Annotated in this window: 15 protein-coding genes and 1 tRNA gene; 11 read left to right on the top strand and 5 right to left on the bottom strand. The window is 43.3% G+C overall.

The features are described 5' to 3' along the window. Positions 1 to 21: 21 nt before the first annotated feature. Positions 22 to 528, bottom strand: a complete 507-nt coding sequence (locus tag H2O73_RS14850; protein ID WP_182109650.1) for a DUF4442 domain-containing protein — start codon at positions 526 to 528, stop codon at positions 22 to 24. 199 nt (positions 529 to 727) lie between these two features. On the opposite strand from H2O73_RS14850, the gene fcrX reads away from it, so the two are divergent. Then, the gene (gene fcrX / locus H2O73_RS14845) at positions 728 to 1174 is read left to right on the top strand and encodes a ferric iron uptake transcriptional regulator FcrX (RefSeq protein ID WP_182109649.1); all 447 of its coding nucleotides are present in this window, start codon (positions 728 to 730) and stop codon (positions 1172 to 1174) included. Between the two features lie 103 nt (positions 1175 to 1277). Here fcrX and glnS read toward each other — a convergent pair whose 3' ends face one another. Together glnS and nagE are read right to left on the bottom strand one after the other, a co-directional pair. Then, complete coding sequence (gene glnS / locus H2O73_RS14840; RefSeq protein ID WP_182109648.1) at positions 1278 to 2948, bottom strand: glutamine--tRNA ligase; 1671 nt, start codon at positions 2946 to 2948, stop codon at positions 1278 to 1280. Positions 2949 to 3195: 247 nt separating this feature from the next. Then, entirely contained in the window at positions 3196 to 4755 is a 1560-nt protein-coding gene (gene nagE / locus H2O73_RS14835; protein ID WP_182109647.1) for an N-acetylglucosamine-specific PTS transporter subunit IIBC, read from the bottom strand. Between the two features lie 480 nt (positions 4756 to 5235). On the opposite strand from nagE, the gene nagA reads away from it, so the two are divergent. The 6 genes from nagA (at position 5236) to H2O73_RS14805 (ending at position 13967) form a co-directional block, all read left to right on the top strand. Beyond that, a complete protein-coding gene (gene nagA / locus H2O73_RS14830) occupies positions 5236 to 6372 on the top strand; it encodes an N-acetylglucosamine-6-phosphate deacetylase (protein ID WP_182109646.1) in 1137 nt (378 codons plus the stop codon). A gap of 2 nt (positions 6373 to 6374) precedes the next feature. Continuing rightward, entirely contained in the window at positions 6375 to 7589 is a 1215-nt protein-coding gene (gene nagC / locus H2O73_RS14825; RefSeq protein WP_182109645.1) for a DNA-binding transcriptional regulator NagC, read from the top strand. 87 nt (positions 7590 to 7676) lie between these two features. Next, the gene (locus H2O73_RS14820; RefSeq protein ID WP_182109644.1) at positions 7677 to 9263 is read left to right on the top strand and encodes a cation:proton antiporter family protein; all 1587 of its coding nucleotides are present in this window, start codon (positions 7677 to 7679) and stop codon (positions 9261 to 9263) included. A gap of 207 nt (positions 9264 to 9470) precedes the next feature. Continuing rightward, positions 9471 to 11135: an asparagine synthase B gene (gene asnB, locus H2O73_RS14815; RefSeq protein ID WP_182109643.1), complete on the top strand. Its 1665-nt coding sequence runs from the start codon at positions 9471 to 9473 to the stop codon at positions 11133 to 11135. A 276-nt stretch (positions 11136 to 11411) separates the two neighbouring features. After that, positions 11412 to 12803 (top strand): peptide MFS transporter, encoded by a 1392-nt coding sequence (locus tag H2O73_RS14810; protein WP_182109642.1) that lies wholly within the window; start codon positions 11412 to 11414, stop codon positions 12801 to 12803. Between the two features lie 297 nt (positions 12804 to 13100). After that, positions 13101 to 13967: a TraB/GumN family protein gene (locus tag H2O73_RS14805; protein ID WP_182109641.1), complete on the top strand. Its 867-nt coding sequence runs from the start codon at positions 13101 to 13103 to the stop codon at positions 13965 to 13967. A gap of 192 nt (positions 13968 to 14159) precedes the next feature. Here the strand turns inward: H2O73_RS14805 and H2O73_RS14800 are convergent. After that, positions 14160 to 14236 (bottom strand) — tRNA-Pro (locus H2O73_RS14800). 257 nt (positions 14237 to 14493) lie between these two features. On the opposite strand from H2O73_RS14800, the gene H2O73_RS14795 reads away from it, so the two are divergent. From H2O73_RS14795 to rluF, 3 genes are all read left to right on the top strand, one after another. Continuing rightward, entirely contained in the window at positions 14494 to 14634 is a 141-nt protein-coding gene (locus tag H2O73_RS14795) for a DUF3149 domain-containing protein (RefSeq protein WP_182109640.1), read from the top strand. A gap of 157 nt (positions 14635 to 14791) precedes the next feature. Beyond that, the gene (smrA, locus tag H2O73_RS14790) at positions 14792 to 15370 is read left to right on the top strand and encodes a DNA endonuclease SmrA (RefSeq protein WP_182109639.1); all 579 of its coding nucleotides are present in this window, start codon (positions 14792 to 14794) and stop codon (positions 15368 to 15370) included. A gap of 101 nt (positions 15371 to 15471) precedes the next feature. After that, entirely contained in the window at positions 15472 to 16518 is a 1047-nt protein-coding gene (gene rluF / locus H2O73_RS14785; protein ID WP_182109638.1) for a 23S rRNA pseudouridine(2604) synthase RluF, read from the top strand. Between the two features lie 113 nt (positions 16519 to 16631). On the opposite strand, the gene upp is transcribed toward rluF, so the two are convergent. Further along, positions 16632 to 17258: a uracil phosphoribosyltransferase gene (upp, locus tag H2O73_RS14780; RefSeq protein ID WP_182109637.1), complete on the bottom strand. Its 627-nt coding sequence runs from the start codon at positions 17256 to 17258 to the stop codon at positions 16632 to 16634. Positions 17259 to 17438: 180 nt separating this feature from the next. On the opposite strand from upp, the gene purM reads away from it, so the two are divergent. Continuing rightward, entirely contained in the window at positions 17439 to 18479 is a 1041-nt protein-coding gene (purM, locus tag H2O73_RS14775; RefSeq protein WP_182109636.1) for a phosphoribosylformylglycinamidine cyclo-ligase, read from the top strand.

The raw sequence follows: 18479 nt of genomic DNA, 5'->3' as shown, positions 1-18479 counted from the left end.
ACCTCCTTTACGGAGGTTTTTTTATGCGCGACTTTCACTCACTTCACCGTCTTCACGATATTTCGGTTTTTTGCGCACATAGAGCTTACGTTCAACTTCCGCGACCACCGTGCCTTGCTGATCTTTCACATGTACAACGAACTCAGGAAAGCTCTTATCGCCACCATGAGTTTCTTGATAGATTTGATCTAACTGAGCACTGTGCAATTCAAAATCTGCAAATAAATCCCCTTTGCCGGGTTTGATAAAGTTGATACTCGCCTCTTTATCCCAGACATAATATTCCTCACCTAAAATACCCATCAACATCAAAGCATAGACAGGATCAGTAAGAGAAAAAATACTGCCACCATACTGGGTACGGTTGGCATTTTTATTCCACCAACGTAACTTTAATCTCACCTTAACTTGACGAAAATCGGCACTAATAGAGAGGATTTTTATCCCACTCCCCCAAAAAGGAGGCCAACTATTAAGGGCAAAGCGAACAAAGCCAGGCTTATAAACCCTTGAAAATAAAGAACTCATAGAAATATGCATCCATGCAGAAAAACAAAAGTTAATAAATTGTAACTAATCAGACCAGTTTTATCCGTGACACCACACAACTTTATAATAAATATAAGTAACCCCTTGAACTTCGTGGTTTATTGTTAAGGTAACCTGCCCTATAATGGTAGGAATATTGAATTCTGTTAAATGCCGCAGATCATCAACGGGAAAGTATATGTCAGACAATAATCAAGCGCTTAAGGATGCTGGTCTAAAGGTAACCTTACCTAGACTGAAAATTTTAGAAGTATTACAGCAACCTGACTGCCAACACATCAGTGCTGAAGATTTGTACAAAAAACTGATCGATCTAGGGGAAGAGATTGGTCTAGCGACGGTTTATCGCGTTTTGAACCAATTTGATGATGCAGGCATCGTAACCCGTCACCACTTTGAGGGTGGTAAATCAGTATTTGAACTGTCAACTCAACACCATCATGATCACTTAGTATGTCTTGATTGTGGCGAAGTTATCGAGTTTTCTGACAACGTTATCGAAGAGCGTCAACGTGAAATTGCTGCAAAGTATAATGTAACGCTGACTAACCATAGCCTATACCTATACGGCAAATGTGGTGATGGTACGTGCAAAGAAAACCCTGATGCACACAAAGCAAAATAAACATTTAAGAAGCGCCTAATCAGGCGCTTTTTTTACCTTTGTTGGAATGCTAAATACAAAAATGCCAGTCAATAGACTGGCATTTTTTCTATCAGCTTAATGATTATTGAGCGTCAATTTTTGCCCAAGTATCACGAAGACCAACTGTACGGTTAAATACAAGCTTATCCGCTGAAGATTCCTTCGCGTCAGCACAGAAGTAACCCATACGTTCGAACTGGTAACCTTTCTCCACTTCTGCTGTTGCAAGACTTGGTTCAACGAAACCATTCAATACAACCAGTGAATCTGGGTTAATTGTTTCAGCAAAGTTATCCGCTGCCGCTGGATTTGGCACTGTAAATAGGCGGTCGTATAGACGGATCTCAGCAGGCAGTGCTTTATCAGCAGATACCCAGTGGATTACACCTTTCACTTTACGACCATCCGCAGGGTTTTTACCTAGCGTCTCGTTATCGTAACTACAGAAGATTGTCGTGATGTTGCCTTCAGCGTCTTTTTCAACACGCTCAGCTTTGATCACGTAAGCGCCACGTAGACGAACTTCTTTACCCAGTACTAAACGCTTGTACTTCTTGTTGCCTTCTTCACGGAAGTCTTCACGCTCAATCCAAGCTTCACGAGTGAACGGAACTTCACGCTCGCCCATTTCTGGTTTGTTCGGGTGATTAGCAACCGTTAAAGTTTCAACTTTACCTTCTTCGAAGTTTTCAATTACAACTTTAACTGGATCAAGTACCGCCATTGCGCGTGGTGCGTTTTCATTAAGATCATCACGAATACATGACTCTAGAGAGCTCATTTCGATCATGTTGTCTTGCTTAGTCACACCAATACGCTTACAGAATTCACGAATAGCCGAAGGCGTGAAACCACGACGACGTAGACCAGAGATAGTCGGCATGCGTGGATCATCCCAGCCATTAACCAATTTCTCAGTCACTAGTTGGCTAAGCTTACGCTTAGACATCACTGTGTATTCTAGATTTAGACGGCTGAACTCATACTGACGTGGTTGACAGTCAATAGTGATATTCTCAAGAACCCAATCGTATAGACGACGGTTGTCTTGGAACTCAAGCGTACAAATAGAGTGAGTAATGTGCTCTAACGCATCAGAAATACAGTGCGTGAAATCGTACATTGGGTAAATGCACCACTTGTCACCCGTTTGGTGGTGAGAAGCAAAACGCACGCGGTAGATAACAGGATCGCGCATTACGATAAACGATGACGCCATATCGATTTTCGCACGAAGACATGCTTTACCTTCTTCAAAGCCACCGTCACGCATTTTTTCAAATAGCGCTAAGTTTTCTTCTACGCTGCGGTCACGGTATGGGCTTGGCTTACCTGGTTGGGTAAGTGTGCCACGGTACTCACGGATCTGCTCAGGACTTAGCTCTTCAACATACGCTAAGCCTTTGTTAATTAATTCCACGGCGTACCCGTACAGCTTATCGAAGTAGTCTGATGAATAACACACTTCACCATCCCACTCGAAGCCTAACCAAGACACATCATTCTTAATTGACTCAACGTATTCAACGTCTTCTTTTTCTGGGTTTGTGTCATCAAAACGTAGATTACACTTACCCTGATAGTCCTGAGCAATACCAAAGTTTAGGCAAATTGACTTCGCGTGACCGATATGCAAGTAGCCATTTGGCTCTGGCGGGAAACGAGTATGCACGCTTGTGTGTGTACCATCTGCTAAATCTTTATCAATGATTTGGCGAATAAAATTCGATGGACGAGCTTCAGCTTCACTCATCTATAGCACCTCAGATATTTTAGTATTGTCAGAAAAAAAAGGCTCCAAGAGCATAAGTAAACTTCTCAGAGCATATAGCGACTTATCATCCACAATTCTTGCACAAGACACAACTAGAACTGACCTAATATTGAGAAATAATCACACACGAATGATGGTTATTTAACCAGTCCAAGTTTTATATGTGCGCAAACGCAAAAAAGCCTCCCGAAGGAGGCTTTCACACTAACATTCTAACTTTTGGTTATTATGGAAGTTTTACATCAGATAGGTCTTCGTTAGCACCGATAGCTTTCATTTCGCCAGCGACGATTTCAGCTAGAGGACCAAGGATAACCTGTAGGTTATTTTCACCTAGTTTCACAACACCTTTCGCACCAAGCTTCTTAAGAACATCTTCGTTAGCTACAGAGCGGTCTTTTAGAGTAAGACGTAGACGAGTGATACAAGCGTCAATTGAAGTTAGGTTGTCGTGACCACCTAGAGCTTTTAGGTATTGACGAGCTAGGTCACCTTTTACTGCTTCACCAGCTGGCGCTGCTGTTGCTTCGTCATCATCTTCACGACCTGGCGATTTCAGGTTGAAAGCGCGGATTGCGAAGCTGAATGTGAAGAAGTATAGAGCACCGAAACCTAGACCGATAAGTAGTAGAACTAGTGGTTTAGTCGCTAGACCCCAGTTTAGTAGGAAGTCGATTAGACCTGCAGAGAAGCCGAAGCCGTGCAGAGTACCGAACATGTTAGCTACTACTAGAGATAGACCAGTAAATACCGCGTGCATTGCGTATAGAGCTGGAGCTAGGAATACGAACATGAATTCTAGCGGCTCTGTAATACCCGTTAGGAATGAACAGAATGCTACAGAGAATAGTGCACCACCAACTTGGCTACGTTTCTCAGCAGGAGCTGCTAGGTACATAGCTAGTGCAGCACCAGGTAGACCAAACATCATTACTGGGAAGAAACCGTTCATGAATACACCAGCAGACTTATCGCCGCCGAAGAAACGGTGTAGGTCACCAGATTTAACTGTTTCAGTTACTTCTTTAACAACTGCAGTGATTTCAGGAGTTACAGAGTTAGCAAATTCAAATGTGTACTCTTGACCAACTACTAGAGTTTTCGCTAGAGCTGGGTCAACACAAAGTTGCTTGAAGCTTTCAAAGCCAGCAGAACCTGCAACTACGATCTCTTGACACGTACCCATACCGAACCAGAAGTACGAGTTAAGAACGTGGTGTAGACCGACAGGGATAAGAGCACGGTTAAGAGTACCGTATACAAACTGACCAACAGCGCCAGAAGTAGATACTGCGTGTGCTAGTGCGTCAAGACCGCCTTGAATTGAAGGCCATACAACACCAGATACCGCACCAGCAACCAGAGCAAACAGACCTGCCATGATTGGTACTAGGCGCTTACCAGCGAAGAACGCTAGCCACTCAGGAAGACGTGTAGTATGGAAAGCGTTGTATGAGTGACCCGCGATGATACCAGCGATGATACCACCAAAGAATGACATGTTAACGTCAGCGTTAATTGTTGTTGCCGTTGCTGTTAGTACGAAGTACGCAACCGCACCCGCAAGACCAGCAGCACCGTTACCGTCTTTAGAAAGACCGATCGCGATACCTAGACCGAATAATAGTGGAAGGTTACCGAAAATTGCACCACCAGCTTGTGCCATAAACGGAATATCTAACAGGTCGCCTTGACCCAAACGTAGTAGAAGCGCCGCAACTGGAAGCGTTGCGATAGGTAGCATAAGCGCTTTACCTAGCTTCTGTGCATATCCAAGAATATTCACCTTAAGTTCCCCCTATAGGATTTGTATTTTGGCCGAGCTACTTTTTTTATGTTGCTCAATTTAGTCGAAGTCAGTTTATGCCATTAATTTTGCTCCGCAAATTAAAACCTTACCATTTGTGATCATAATCACCAGAAAAGACCATGATCGAAGGTTTTTGCTAGCGAGATCATAAAACTTATTTTACAATTCAAAAAAATAGCAAATAGCAGATATTATTTCCGCTACTGATGTGAGCTCATATCAAGACTAAAGTCTGATGGAGCAAGGCTTCAAGCGTTATGACATTATTATAAATTACAATGGATTTTTTTCGCGACGGAAAGCACATAAGTAGAGCTAATAGAGGACAAAATCATCCTTTGCTAAAGATATTTTGCGGTCTAATTGAAGTTCACGAATTAAGTAAAAGTGAGGAAACAATCTTCAATTAAACAGACCATAAATTTCCAGATTTCAACCCATAAGGATTAGCTAATCATGTATGCGCTAACTAACTGTAAAATATACACAGGCAACGATGTTCTTGTTGACCATGCTGTGATCATTAATAACGGTCTTATCGAGTCTGTTTGCCCAGTTGCTGAACTCTCAAAGGACATCGACGTTCGTGATCTTCATGGTGCAAACCTCAGCCCTGGATTTATCGACTTACAGCTAAATGGTTGTGGTGGCGTGATGTTTAACGACGAAATCACCGCTGAAACCATTCAGATCATGCATGACGCTAACTTAAAATCTGGCTGTACAAGCTTCCTACCGACGCTTATCACTTCATCTGATGAAAATATGCGCCAAGCGGTTGCAGCTGCTCGTGATTACCACGCGAAACACCAAAACCATTCACTTGGTCTTCACTTGGAAGGTCCATATTTAAACGTTGCCAAAAAAGGCATCCATAGCGTGGACTACATCCGCCCTTCGGATGACAGCATGATTGACTTTATTTGCGACAACGCTGATGTGATCGCGAAAGTGACTCTTGCACCTGAGCATAACGACTCAGCACACATTGAGCGCCTACATAAGGCTGGTATCGTAGTCTCTATTGGTCATACCAACGCAACTTATGCTGAAGCTCGCCAAAGCTTTGAACACGGTATTACTTTTGCTACGCACCTATTCAACGCTATGACACCAATTGTCGGTCGTGAGCCTGGTGTTGTTGGCGCAATTTACGATACATCAGATGTTTACGCAGGTGTCATCGCTGATGGTTTCCATGTCGATTACGCAAATATTCGAATCGCTCACAAAATTAAGGGCGAAAAATTAGTATTAGTGACCGACGCCACAGCTCCTGCAGGTGCTGACATGGAATACTTTATTTTTGTAGGTAAGAAAGTATATTACCGTGATGGTAAGTGTGTTGATGAAAATGGCACACTTGGCGGCTCAGCACTCACTATGATTGAAGCAGTGCAAAATACGGTTGAGCACGTCGGAATCGCTTTGGATGAAGCTCTACGCATGGCTACTCTGTATCCTGCAAAAGCAATCAGTGTTGACCACAAACTTGGTCGTATCAAAAAAGGTATGGTGGCTAACCTGACTGTCTTTGATCGTGACTTCACTATCCAAGCGAATATTGTTAACGGACAATACGAGCAAGTGTAAACATGAATGGCGGACAAATAGGTAACGTAGATTTAGTTAAACAACTAAACAGTGCAGCGGTTTACAGGCTAATAGACCAACAAGGTCCTATCTCTAGGATCCAAGTGGCTGATGTTAGCCAATTAGCGCCAGCTAGCGTGACAAAAATCACCCGCCAATTGCTTGAACGCGGTCTTGTTAAAGAGGTCGCTCAGCAGGCCTCTACTGGTGGTCGTCGCGCAATATCATTAACCACTGAAGTGGAGCCTTTTCACTCAGTTGCTGTGCGTTTAGGTCGAGACTATATTCAGTTCAGTCTTTTTGATCTTGGCGGCAAAGAGCTTGCTAACGATTACCAGGAGTTCTACTACACCACTCAAGGTGAGTTGGTTGACGGTCTGCTGCTGTTTCTTAAGAACTTTATTCAATACAACCAATCGAATATCAATCAGCTGATCGCGATTGGTGTCGCGTTACCTGGCTTAGTTAACCCTGAATCTGGGGTTGTTGAATATATGCCAAATATCAACGTCGACAACTTAGCGCTCGGTGATTTGATCCGTAATACATTCCATGTTGAATGTTTTGTCGGCAATGATGTACGTGGCATGGCATTAGCTGAACACTACTTTGGCGCAAGCAAAGATTGCCAAGACTCAATCTTAGTCAGTGTACATCGTGGTACGGGTGCCGGTATTATTGTTAATGGTCAAGTCTTCCTTGGTTTTAACCGTAACGTCGGCGAAATTGGTCACATTCAAATTGATCCCCTTGGTGAACAGTGCCAATGTGGTAACTTTGGTTGTTTAGAAACTGTGGCAGCCAACCCTGCCATTGTCGATCGCGTTAAAAAACTCATCGCACAAGGCTATGAGTCTAGTTTGGCTCAGTTAGATTCCATCACCATCAAAGAGGTGTGCGAGCATGCAAACCAAGGCGATGAACTGGCAAAACAAAGTTTAGTACGTGTAGGTAACCAACTCGGTAAAGCTGTCGCTATTACTATTAACTTGTTTAACCCGCAAAAAGTGATCATTGCTGGTGATATCACCTCATGCGAAGATATCCTTTTCCCGGCAATTAGACGTAATGTGGAAAACCAATCGTTAACGACTTTCCATACCGATCTTCCTATTGTTGCCTCAGAAATAGATAAGCAACCGACGCTAAGTGCGTTTGCAATGATCAAAAGAGCAATGTTAAACGGCGTTTTGTTACAAAAATTGCTTGAAGATTGATAGATTAAGCAAATTGTTGCGTTAGAATATAAGGCTACGTCTGTGACGTAGCCTTTTCATTTTTATGGATGTTATGATTTTAATTGTATGGAACTTATCTTAATCACCGCGGCATTTGCTGCAGGTTTTCTCTCCCTGAAATGCAACCTCCCACCATTGGTAGGGTTCTTGCTCGCAGGTTTTGGCTTAAACGCCCTTGGCTTTAGCTCCAATGACACCATTATTACGCTGGCTGATCTCGGCGTAACCCTTCTTCTGTTTACCATTGGTCTAAAACTGGATATCAAAACCCTACTTTCCCAAGAGATTTGGGCAGGTGCTACCGTCCATAACTTGCTCTCTACCGCTTTATTCAGCCTCGCACTGTTGCTACTTAAAGTGCTTGGAGTGAGTACGATTGCATCAATGAATTTGGAACAAATTGTTCTGTTAGGTTTTGCACTATCGTTTTCCAGTACGGTGTTTGCCGTAAAATCCTTGCAAGAAAAAGGTGAAATGAATGCTACCTATGGCACGTTGGCCATTGGTATTTTGGTTATGCAGGACATTTTTGCCGTAATTTTCCTCACCGCTTCAACCGGAAAACTGCCGGAATGGTATGCCATTGCCCTATTTGCTCTCCCACTGCTCAGACCGCTGTTTTACAAACTGCTTGATTGGGTTGGACACGGTGAAATGCTGGTGTTGTTTGGGATCTTCTTTGCTCTGGTCGTCGGGGCTGGGTTATTTGAACTGGTCGGCATGAAGGCCGATCTCGGCGCATTGATATTAGGTATGTTACTCGCCGGACATAAAAAAGCTTCTGAGCTTTCTAAATCCCTATTTAATCTCAAAGAGCTATTTCTCGTCTGCTTCTTCCTCAATATTGGCCTATCTGAACAACCTACCTTAACGGGTTTTGCTTTAGCACTATTGTTCCTATTGCTGCTGCCATTAAAAGGTGTGCTCTACTTTTTGGTGCTCAATGCGTTCAAATTCCGCGTTCGCACCTCACTGCTGGCTTCTTTAAGCTTATTCAATTTTAGTGAGTTTGGTCTTATCGTCAGTGGTTTAGCTTTCAAGATGGGCTGGATGAGCGGTGATATTCTTGTTGCACTCGCCATTGCAGTGTCAATTTCTTTTGTTATCGCAGCCCCAATCAATCGTAAAGGTCATGAACTGTACCAGCGCTCAGGTCGTTGGTTAAAAGAGCATGCCGCTGAAAAACTCCACCAGCGTGATCAATTAATTAATCCAGGTAGTGCACAAGTGCTTATTCTTGGTATGGGCAGAATAGGCACCGGAGCCTACGATGAGTTGAGAAATCGATACGGAAATATTTGCTTAGGTATTGAAGTTCGCGAAGAGGCAGCCATTGTTCATCAAACTCTCGGTCGAAATGTCATTGAAGGTGATGCAACTGACCCTGATTTTTGGGAGCGAATCCTTGATACCGCCAATGTAAAACTTGTTCTGCTGGCAATGCCTCACCATCAAGGTAACCAAACTGCATTAGAACAGCTACAGCTTCGCAACTATCAAGGACAAATCGCTGCGATTGCAGAGTATCAAGATCAAATTGATACCTTAATTGAAAATGGCGTCGATGCCGCATTTAACATTTATAGCGAAGCTGGGAGTGGTTTTGCCGGAAATGTATGCGAACAGCTCAAACCTCAGTTTCAAAAAGTTTAAATCGATTAACTTTTCATCGCCTCAAGAATGATAAACAGACAAAAATCCACCTTTGGGTGGATTTTTTTTAACATTATAGAAATATATTAAATATTATTTAATCGAGTTGTTGTTTCATTATTTTTTTTATCGTTTACGGTTGATTTTTTTAACCATAATGGCAAATTTATAGGTAACAGATAAATACAGTTTACATAAGGGATTAGTATGTGTTCAATTTTTGGCATTTTAGATATAAAAAGTGATGCTACCCAATTACGCCCAGTGGCTCTTGAGATGTCTAAGAAATTACGTCATCGCGGTCCGGATTGGTCAGGTATCTACACTTCAGACAACGCCATTCTTGCCCATGAGCGTTTGGCAATTGTTGGTTTAAATAGTGGTGCACAGCCTATCTACAGCCCAAATGGCAAACACATACTCGCCGTGAATGGCGAGATCTACAACCACAAAGAGATTCGCGCTCGTTACGAAGGCAAATATGACTTCCAAACCGACTCTGATTGTGAAGTCATCTTGGCGCTTTACCAAGAGATGGGTGAAGCATTACTCGAAGAGCTTAATGGTATCTTCGCCTTTGTTCTGTATGACGAAGAGAAAGACCAATACCTGATTGGTCGTGACCACATTGGTATTATTCCTCTGTACCAAGGCTACGATGAGCATGGTAACTACTACGTTGCATCTGAGATGAAAGCTCTCGTGCCGGTTTGTAAAACCATTAGTGAATTCCCTCCAGGTAGTTACTATGGCAGCACAGACAGTGAACCACAGCGCTACTACATCCGAGATTGGAACGAATACGCTGCCGTTCAGAACAACCTATCAAGCAAAGAAGAGCTGACTGAAGCTTTAGAAGCGGCGGTAAAACGTCAGTTGATGACCGACGTACCCTACGGTGTTTTACTCTCTGGTGGTCTCGACTCATCGATTACCTCTGCTGTAGCAAAACGTTTTGCTGCTATGCGTATCGAAGATGATGAAAAATCAGAAGCGTGGTGGCCACAACTACACTCATTCGCGATCGGCTTAGATGGTGCGCCAGACCTTAAAGCAGCACGTGAGGTGGCAGAACAAATTGGCACTGTTCACCATGAAATGACCTACACCATTCAAGAAGGTCTGGATGCGATTCGTGATGTGATTTACCACATTGAAACTTACGATGTCACCACTATTCGCGCATCAACACCAATGTTTCTAATGGGACGAAAAATCAAAGCTATGGGCATCAAGATGGTGCTATCAGGTGAAGGCGCCGATGAAATCTTTGGTGGTTACTTGTACTTCCATAAAGCACCTAGCGCACAAGAGTTCCATGAAGAAACCGTGCGTAAACTGCTTGCGCTGAACATGTTCGACTGTGCTCGTGCAAATAAATCTCTGGCGGCATGGGGTGTTGAAGGACGCGTACCATTCCTAGATAAAGAGTTTATTGACGTTGCAATGCGACTAAATCCTGCTGATAAGATGTGTGGCAACGGCAAGATGGAAAAACACATTTTGCGTGAGTGTTTTGAACACTACTTACCTGAAGCAATTGCATGGCGCCAGAAAGAACAGTTCTCTGATGGTGTTGGCTACGGCTGGATTGACACTCTAAAATCAGTTGCTGAAGAGAAAGTGACCGATCAGCAATTAGAAACGGCAGCGTATCGCTTCCCATACAATACCCCAACGACCAAAGAAGGTTACGTATACCGTGAAATCTTTGAAGAACTCTTCCCGCTGCCTTCAGCTGCTGAGTGTGTTCCGGGTGGTCCTTCTGTTGCTTGTTCGTCTGCAAAAGCCATTGAATGGGATGAATCGTTTAAAGATTGTGCAGACCCATCTGGTCGCGCAGTAAAAGCGGTTCACAACGACGCTTATTAAGTTAAATTAACACCAACATGAAAGGGGCGCTCTAGCGCCCCTTTTTACATCAACTGAGTAACAGGAAAGTATTGATTTCTAACAGTTCACCAAATATGAAACCTAAGATTTACTCCCACTAAAATCTCCTCTATTGCTGATACAAAGCACCAAAAAACATACAGTTGTCACAAAATTTATGCAAAAACTAACAAATTAATAATTTGCAATATGAAATATTCTACGGTATAGATGTTTCCACATAATATTCTTTAACAAAAACTATTAGTAAAATTTATGCAAACACAGCACCATCAAATTCTTGGGCACCCTCGAGGGCTGTTCTTACTTTTCGGTACAGAGCTTTGGGAGCGATTCTCATATTACGCAATGCGCGCAATATTAGTACTGTATTTAACAGACACTACTTTAAACGGCGGTTTAGGTTGGTCGACTAAAGATGCTCTAGATCTCTACGGCATCTATACTGGACTCGTCTATATCACTCCACTGATTGGTGGATGGTTAGCAGATAACTACCTAGGTCAGCGCCGCTCAATTTTGATCGGTGGAGCCTTAATGGCGATCGGTCAATTCACCCTTGCTATACCTTCAGGTATGCTTGGACTGAGTGAATTGCATAGCTTTTACCTTGGTCTAGCGCTACTTATTGCCGGTAATGGTCTGTTTAAGCCAAACATCTCAACCATGGTAGGTCACCTATATAAAGACGGTGATAACCGTCGTGACGGTGCATTCACTATTTTCTACATGGGTATCAACATTGGTGCACTACTTGCTGGCGTAATCTCAGGCTCTGTCACCAATGAATTTGGTTGGAAAGCCGGCTTTATCGCTGCTGGTATTGGTATGCTGATGAGCCTAGTAATGCAAATGAGCTTGGCGCAATCATGGCTTGGTGATATTGGTCGTGAACCGGCAGCAAAGCGTGACCTTGCACATAAGAACTCTTCTAAGAAAGAGCCGCTAACCAAAGAAGAATTCGACCGCATTAAAGTTATCTTAGTAATGAGCTTATTTACTATCGTCTTCTGGGCTGGTTTTGAACAAGCTGGCGGTTTGATGAATATTTATACTCAGCAATATACTGACCGTATGATTGGTGGCTTTGAAATACCTGCGGCTTGGTTCCAATCACTTAACCCATTCTTCATCATTACTCTTGCTCCAGTACTTGCAGTGTTATGGGTAAAACTAGGTAAACGCGAACCAAACTCACCAGTGAAATTTGCAATGGCAATGTTCTTTTTAGCACTAGGCTTCCTATGCATGATGGGTGCGGTAATGGAGCAAGGTGGTGACACGACAGTGAAAACATCAATGATGTGGTTAGTTGGTGCCTTCTTCTTCCACACACTTGGTGAGCTATGCCTATCACCAATTGGTCTGTCTCTTGTGACCAAACTGGCTCCACTACGCCTAGCATCATTAATGATGGGTGCATGGTTTGGTTGTAATGCTATCGCAAACTACGTTGCGGGCTATGTGGGCTCTCACGTAGGAGAACTAGGTGCACTTGCTATCTTCAGTGGCATCGCTGTCACTGCGACCGTTAGTGGCGTGATCCTGTTATTGTTCTCAAACACTCTTGTTCGCTGGATGCATGGTGCCGAATCACCAATGAGCACCGAGCAGCAGATTGAAGAGCAGCAAGCTCAAATCGCTTAAGATAAACAGATAGAAAATTTAGCCCGGCGCATACGTCGGGCTTTTTTGTATCTAAACAGCGAATGACGACAGCCGAAAGACAAAAATAAAGACAAAGACAACAGATAAAAATGCGAGTTATTTCACACCGAGAATTTAGTTTTCATTAACTTATGCTTTTTTCATCCAGAAAACTAATCAATCAAACCGTCTTTATAATCTCTGTGGATCTCACATATTGCCAACTACCGACTTCCCGTTCATGCTTAGGTAGAATAACTTGCTGCCTGACACCGACTTTGTCTATTAGGGAATACCATGAAATTCATCTACTGCCTTCTATTAATATTGGTATCAACCTTTGCAACGGCTGAGCCTCTTTATTGGCAAGCCAGTAAAGGGAAATTGAATTACCTTATCACCGGTTCCGTCCATGTGGGTGATGACAGTATGTACCCATTGCCAACAAATCTAACCTCATTCCTACAGCATTCTGATGGCATCGTTGTAGAAACGGATATTCGTAATAGTTCAGGCGTGCAATACCCGCAGACCTCAATAACCAGCCAACAAGTGGTCAATGAAGCCGAAAGAAAAGAACTCATCGGTATCGCAAAGTTACTCGGATTAAACGACCAACAACTGTTACTCGCTCCGCCATGGGCAAGCGCACTCACCATCCAGATGAAGCTTGTCGAGTATTTAGGCTACAAAGCACAAGACGGTGTGGATTTATGGTTACTAAGTCAGGCATCAGCACAAGGCAAACCCGTGTATAGCCTTGAAACAATGCAGTTCCAAATCAACCTACTCGCTCAACTACCCAATGGCGGAGAAGAGCTGCTGTTGAGTGCTATCGAAGACTTTGATCATACCGAAGAGGCAGCCCATTGCTTAATTAAGAGCTGGAAGCATGGTGACATAAATAAACTCAACGAGTTTGCTGAGCTTTCTGAGATGTCATCAGAGTTAGAAGAAGCGTTTATGTTTGAGCGCAATAGAGATTGGGCACAGCAACTCGCAAGTGGCGCCCCCTTTCCTAATCATGAAGGCAACTATTTAGTTGTGGTTGGCGCCCTACATTTACTTGGTAGAGACAGTCTACTTGAACTTCTACAAGCCCAAGGGTTTACAGTGACTCAACGCTCAAAAAGCACCCCCGCGAATTGCGAATTTAAGTACTAGCTGCATTTATTGGCTGGTTAAATACAACAAAGCCGTAGTGTTGCCACTACGGCTTTTGCATATAGGTTTAATTAAAAGTGATTTGGTCAAAGAGATGCTGCAGATCTAGCCCAAAGCGCTAGCAAAATTCACAATACCTATTGTCCAGATGCGAAAAAGGCTCTGTATTGCTACAGAGCCTTTTTCTTAATATGGTCGGTGAAGAGGGATTCGAACCCCCGACCCTCTGGTCCCAAACCAGATGCGCTACCAAGCTGCGCTATTCACCGAGATGTTTTATTCGGGCTTATTGCCCGTCAACGGATGTGTATATTACGGATTATCGCGCGCAACACAAGTGATTTTACTCACTTTATTCGCGGATCCGGTTCGTTTGCCTAAAACAACATCAACGGGCTACAAATTGTGACCAAAAACACACCGAAAGGAACATTTTCGTAACCTTGAATAAACAATTGATCCAGATCAGTATCTTTTTCGGCTCAAAAGTTAACCTTAGTTCTGTCTTCGGAACTTTGGAGGAAACATGGACTTTTGGCTCGATCTCCTTTTTGGTAATGCAGTTGGACTATCGTCAATGATCGTTATATTTGTCACTTTAGGTCTAATGCTATTTTATGGCGGTTTCTTCATTTACAAGGTAATGACTGACAAATCTCCTCACTAGAATCGCTAAGCTGAGCTATTTAGTAGCCAAGCGCTTTGCACCGAAGTAGATTTCCTGTCTACTTCGGTTTTTTATCTGTTCTATTTAGAAAATATGATCAAACCGTGATTAGAGTAGGTATAATAACGTTATTGAACTCCTACCCTGAGATGCCGTTATGTCTCAAGACGACTTCGACTTATTCCAACAAATGATGGGGGATGTAAAACCCCTGCAAAATGACACCGCTGAACTTAAAAAATCTCACCAAGTCAGTGAAGCTCAGCTTGCTAAGCGAGAAGCCGCGGTTTCATTAACTAAACACGATCCTGAATATCTGTCCTTAGATAATGCGCCAATGCTCAAACCTGACGATGTCATTGCGTTTAAACGCAATGGTGTTCAAGACGGCGTTTATCGCAAACTTCGCTTGGCTAAATACCCTATCCAAGCAAAACTCGACTTACATCGTAAAACGTTAACACAGGCGCGTGATGAAGTAGTCAACTTCCTCAAGCAATGCATGCGCATGGATATTCGAACCGTCATCATTATTCATGGACGCGGAGAACGCTCTAACCCACCCGCTTTAATGAAGAGCTATGTTGCGCATTGGTTGACTCAAATCAGCGATGTTCAGTGTGTGCACAGTACGCAGCAATTTCATGGTGGGACGGGGGCGGTCTATATACTGCTACGCAAGAGTGAAGAGAAAAAATTAGACAACCGAGAACGTCATCAAAAACGAATGGGCTAATCGCCAAACGGCTGTTACAATCGCCGGCTATCGATTTACGTCATGGTACGGATAAACATGACGATCTACATTTGCCGTTGGGAAACGTTGAGAGAAACCCTATGTCACAAGATAATGCTAAACGCTTAAATAAATACATCAGTGAAACTGGCTACTGCTCGCGTCGCGAAGCAGACAAGCTAATTGACCAAGGTCGTGTCACCATTAATGGCAAGATTCCAGAGATGGGCACCAAAGTCATGCCTGGTGATGATGTTTGCATCGATGACAAACCGCTAAAGTCTAAAGAAAAACCGATTTATATTGCCTTAAATAAGCCAACCGGTATTACGTGTACTACCGAGCGTGATATTCCGGGCAACATCGTTGATTTTATCGGTCATAAATCACGTATCTTCCCGATTGGACGTTTGGATAAACCCTCTGATGGTTTGATTTTCCTCACTAACGATGGTGATATCGTTAATAAAATCCTACGAGCCGGCAATAGCCATGAAAAAGAGTATGTTGTTCGTGTAGATAGACCAATCACCGACGACTTTATTCGCCGTATGGGTTCTGGTGTGGAGATCCTCGATACTGTCACGCTGCCTTGTAAAGTCAGCAAAGAGACTAAGTTCTCGTTTCGTATTGTGTTAACTCAAGGCTTAAACCGTCAAATTCGCCGTATGTGTGAAGCACTGGGTTATGAAGTATTCAAGCTTCGCCGTGTGCGCATTATGAACATTACCTTAGATGATATTCCCAATGGTCGTTGGCGCTATCTAACCGATGCCGAAATAAATGAAATTCATGCTATGTGTGAAGGTTCCGTTAGCACAGAAGAAGCATCAAAAACTGATTCAAAAGGTAAGCACATTCGTAAAGCGACTGATGCTAAGCTATTTGATAGCCGTGAAGAAAACCAAACATCGACTGCTCGTCGTAATCAAAAAGAACGTACTTTCAAAGGTCGAAATGCCGATGAGTTTCGTCATGCACCAAACTCGAAGAAAGGACGCAATCACTCTTCTTCAAACGGTGGATTTTCTGGCGGTGCATCTTCAGCGAATAAAGGAAAACCTTTCCAAAAGCCAAAGCGTAATGGTGAGCAAGCAAGACCAAGCAACCAACCTCGAGTCGGTGGCACCTTGGGTTTGAAAAAATAATCGCTGGCAGCTAGCAAGATCGCAGTATTAAAAATGATAGCCATTTAAGCTGTCATTTATAAGCCGAAAAACAAAGGGGAGCAAACGCTCCCCTTTTTCATTGCTTGGTATTATTACTTAGTACCGAAGATTTTATCGCCCGCGTCACCTAGACCTGGAACGATGTAACCTTTGTCGTTTAGCTTCTCATCGATTGCAGCACAGTAAAGTTCAACTTCAGGGTGCGCACGTTCAAGAGCTTCAATACCTTCAGGAGCAGCAACAAGTACAAGTACTTTGATTGACTGACAACCTTTCTCTTTTAGAAGATCGATCGTTGCGATCATTGAACCACCCGTCGCTAGCATTGGGTCAACAACCAGCGCAATACGCTCGTCGATGTTTGATGCTAGTTTATTGAAGTACGGTACTGGCTCAAGTGTTTCTTCATCACGGTAAACACCTACAACACTGATACGTGCGCTTGGCATATGCTCAAGTACACCGTCCATCATGCCAAGACCAGCACGTAGAATCGGCACTACTGTAACTTTTTTACCCTTGATTTGATCAACTTCAACTGGACCATTCCAGCCTTCAATGGTTACTTTCTCTGTTTCAAAGTCCGCGGTTGCTTCATAAGTTAGTAGGCTACCAACTTCTGTCGCTAATTCACGGAAGCGTTTCGTGCTGATGTCACCTTCTCTCATAAGACCAATTTTGTGTTTTACAAGAGGGTGTTTTACTTCAACAACTTTCATGTCCATCTCCGGCTTTTTGGTTTTCTTTAAATAAACCTTCAGATTATAAACGATTTCGCGCGACATTTCTTGATCTAGTGTAAGATAAAAAACTAGCGCAAACGTTTGCTATTGCAGTTTATCCACTGTTAGAATAGCGCCCGATTTCTCATATCCAACTTACTAGACCGAGGATTTCCCGTGAGTGGCAATAATACTTCTCTAAGCTATAAAGACGCTGGCGTTGATATCGATGCAGGTAATGCACTTGTCGATCGTATCAAAGGTGCCGTAAAACGTACTCGTCGCCCAGAAGTTATGGGTGGTATTGGTGGCTTTGGTGCGCTTTGCGAACTGCCAACCAAGTATAAGCAGCCTGTGTTAGTGTCTGGTACCGACGGGGTGGGCACCAAACTACGCCTTGCGTTGGATATGAACAAACATGACACCATAGGTATCGATCTGGTTGCTATGTGTGTCAACGACCTTATCGTACAAGGTGGTGAACCGCTGTTTTTCTTAGACTACTACGCAACTGGCAAGTTAGATGTTGATACTGCAGCTGATGTTGTTTCAGGTATTGCAGAAGGTTGTGTACAAGCTGGATGTGCCCTTATCGGCGGTGAAACAGCAGAAATGCCGGGCATGTACGAAGGCGAAGATTACGATGTTGCTGGCTTCTGCGTGGGTGTCGTAGAAAAAGAAGACATCATTGATGGCACTAAAGTGGCGGCTGGTGATGCACTTATCGCTGTTGGCTCTAGTGGTCCACACTCAAACGGCTACTCTCTAATCCGTAAAATTCTTGAAGTATCCGCTGCCGATATTAATCAAGAGCTGGAAGGTCGCACTATTGGTGAACACCTTCTTGAACCGACTAAGATTTACATCAAATCAGCACTTAAAATGATTGCAGAGCATGACATTCATGCGATTTCGCACATTACTGGTGGTGGTTTCTGGGAAAACATCCCTCGCGTATTACCACAAGGTACGAAAGCGGTCGTTGAAGGCAATAGCTGGCAATGGCCTGCTATTTTCAATTGGCTACAAGAGCAAGGTAACGTCACCACACATGAAATGTACCGTACATTTAACTGTGGTGTCGGTTTAATCGTTGCTCTTCCTGCTGACCAAGCTGATGCCGCTGTAAAACTTTTACAGCAAGAAGGCGAGAATGCATGGGTTATCGGCAAAATTGCACCTGCTCAAGCAGGTGAAGAGCAAGTAGAGATCATCTAA

It is taken from the genome of Vibrio marinisediminis, assembly GCF_014050145.1.
Lineage (GTDB): Bacteria > Pseudomonadota > Gammaproteobacteria > Enterobacterales > Vibrionaceae > Vibrio > Vibrio marinisediminis.
Note: the sequence above shows the minus strand (reverse complement) of the source record. Positions and strands in the feature narration are given on the sequence as shown.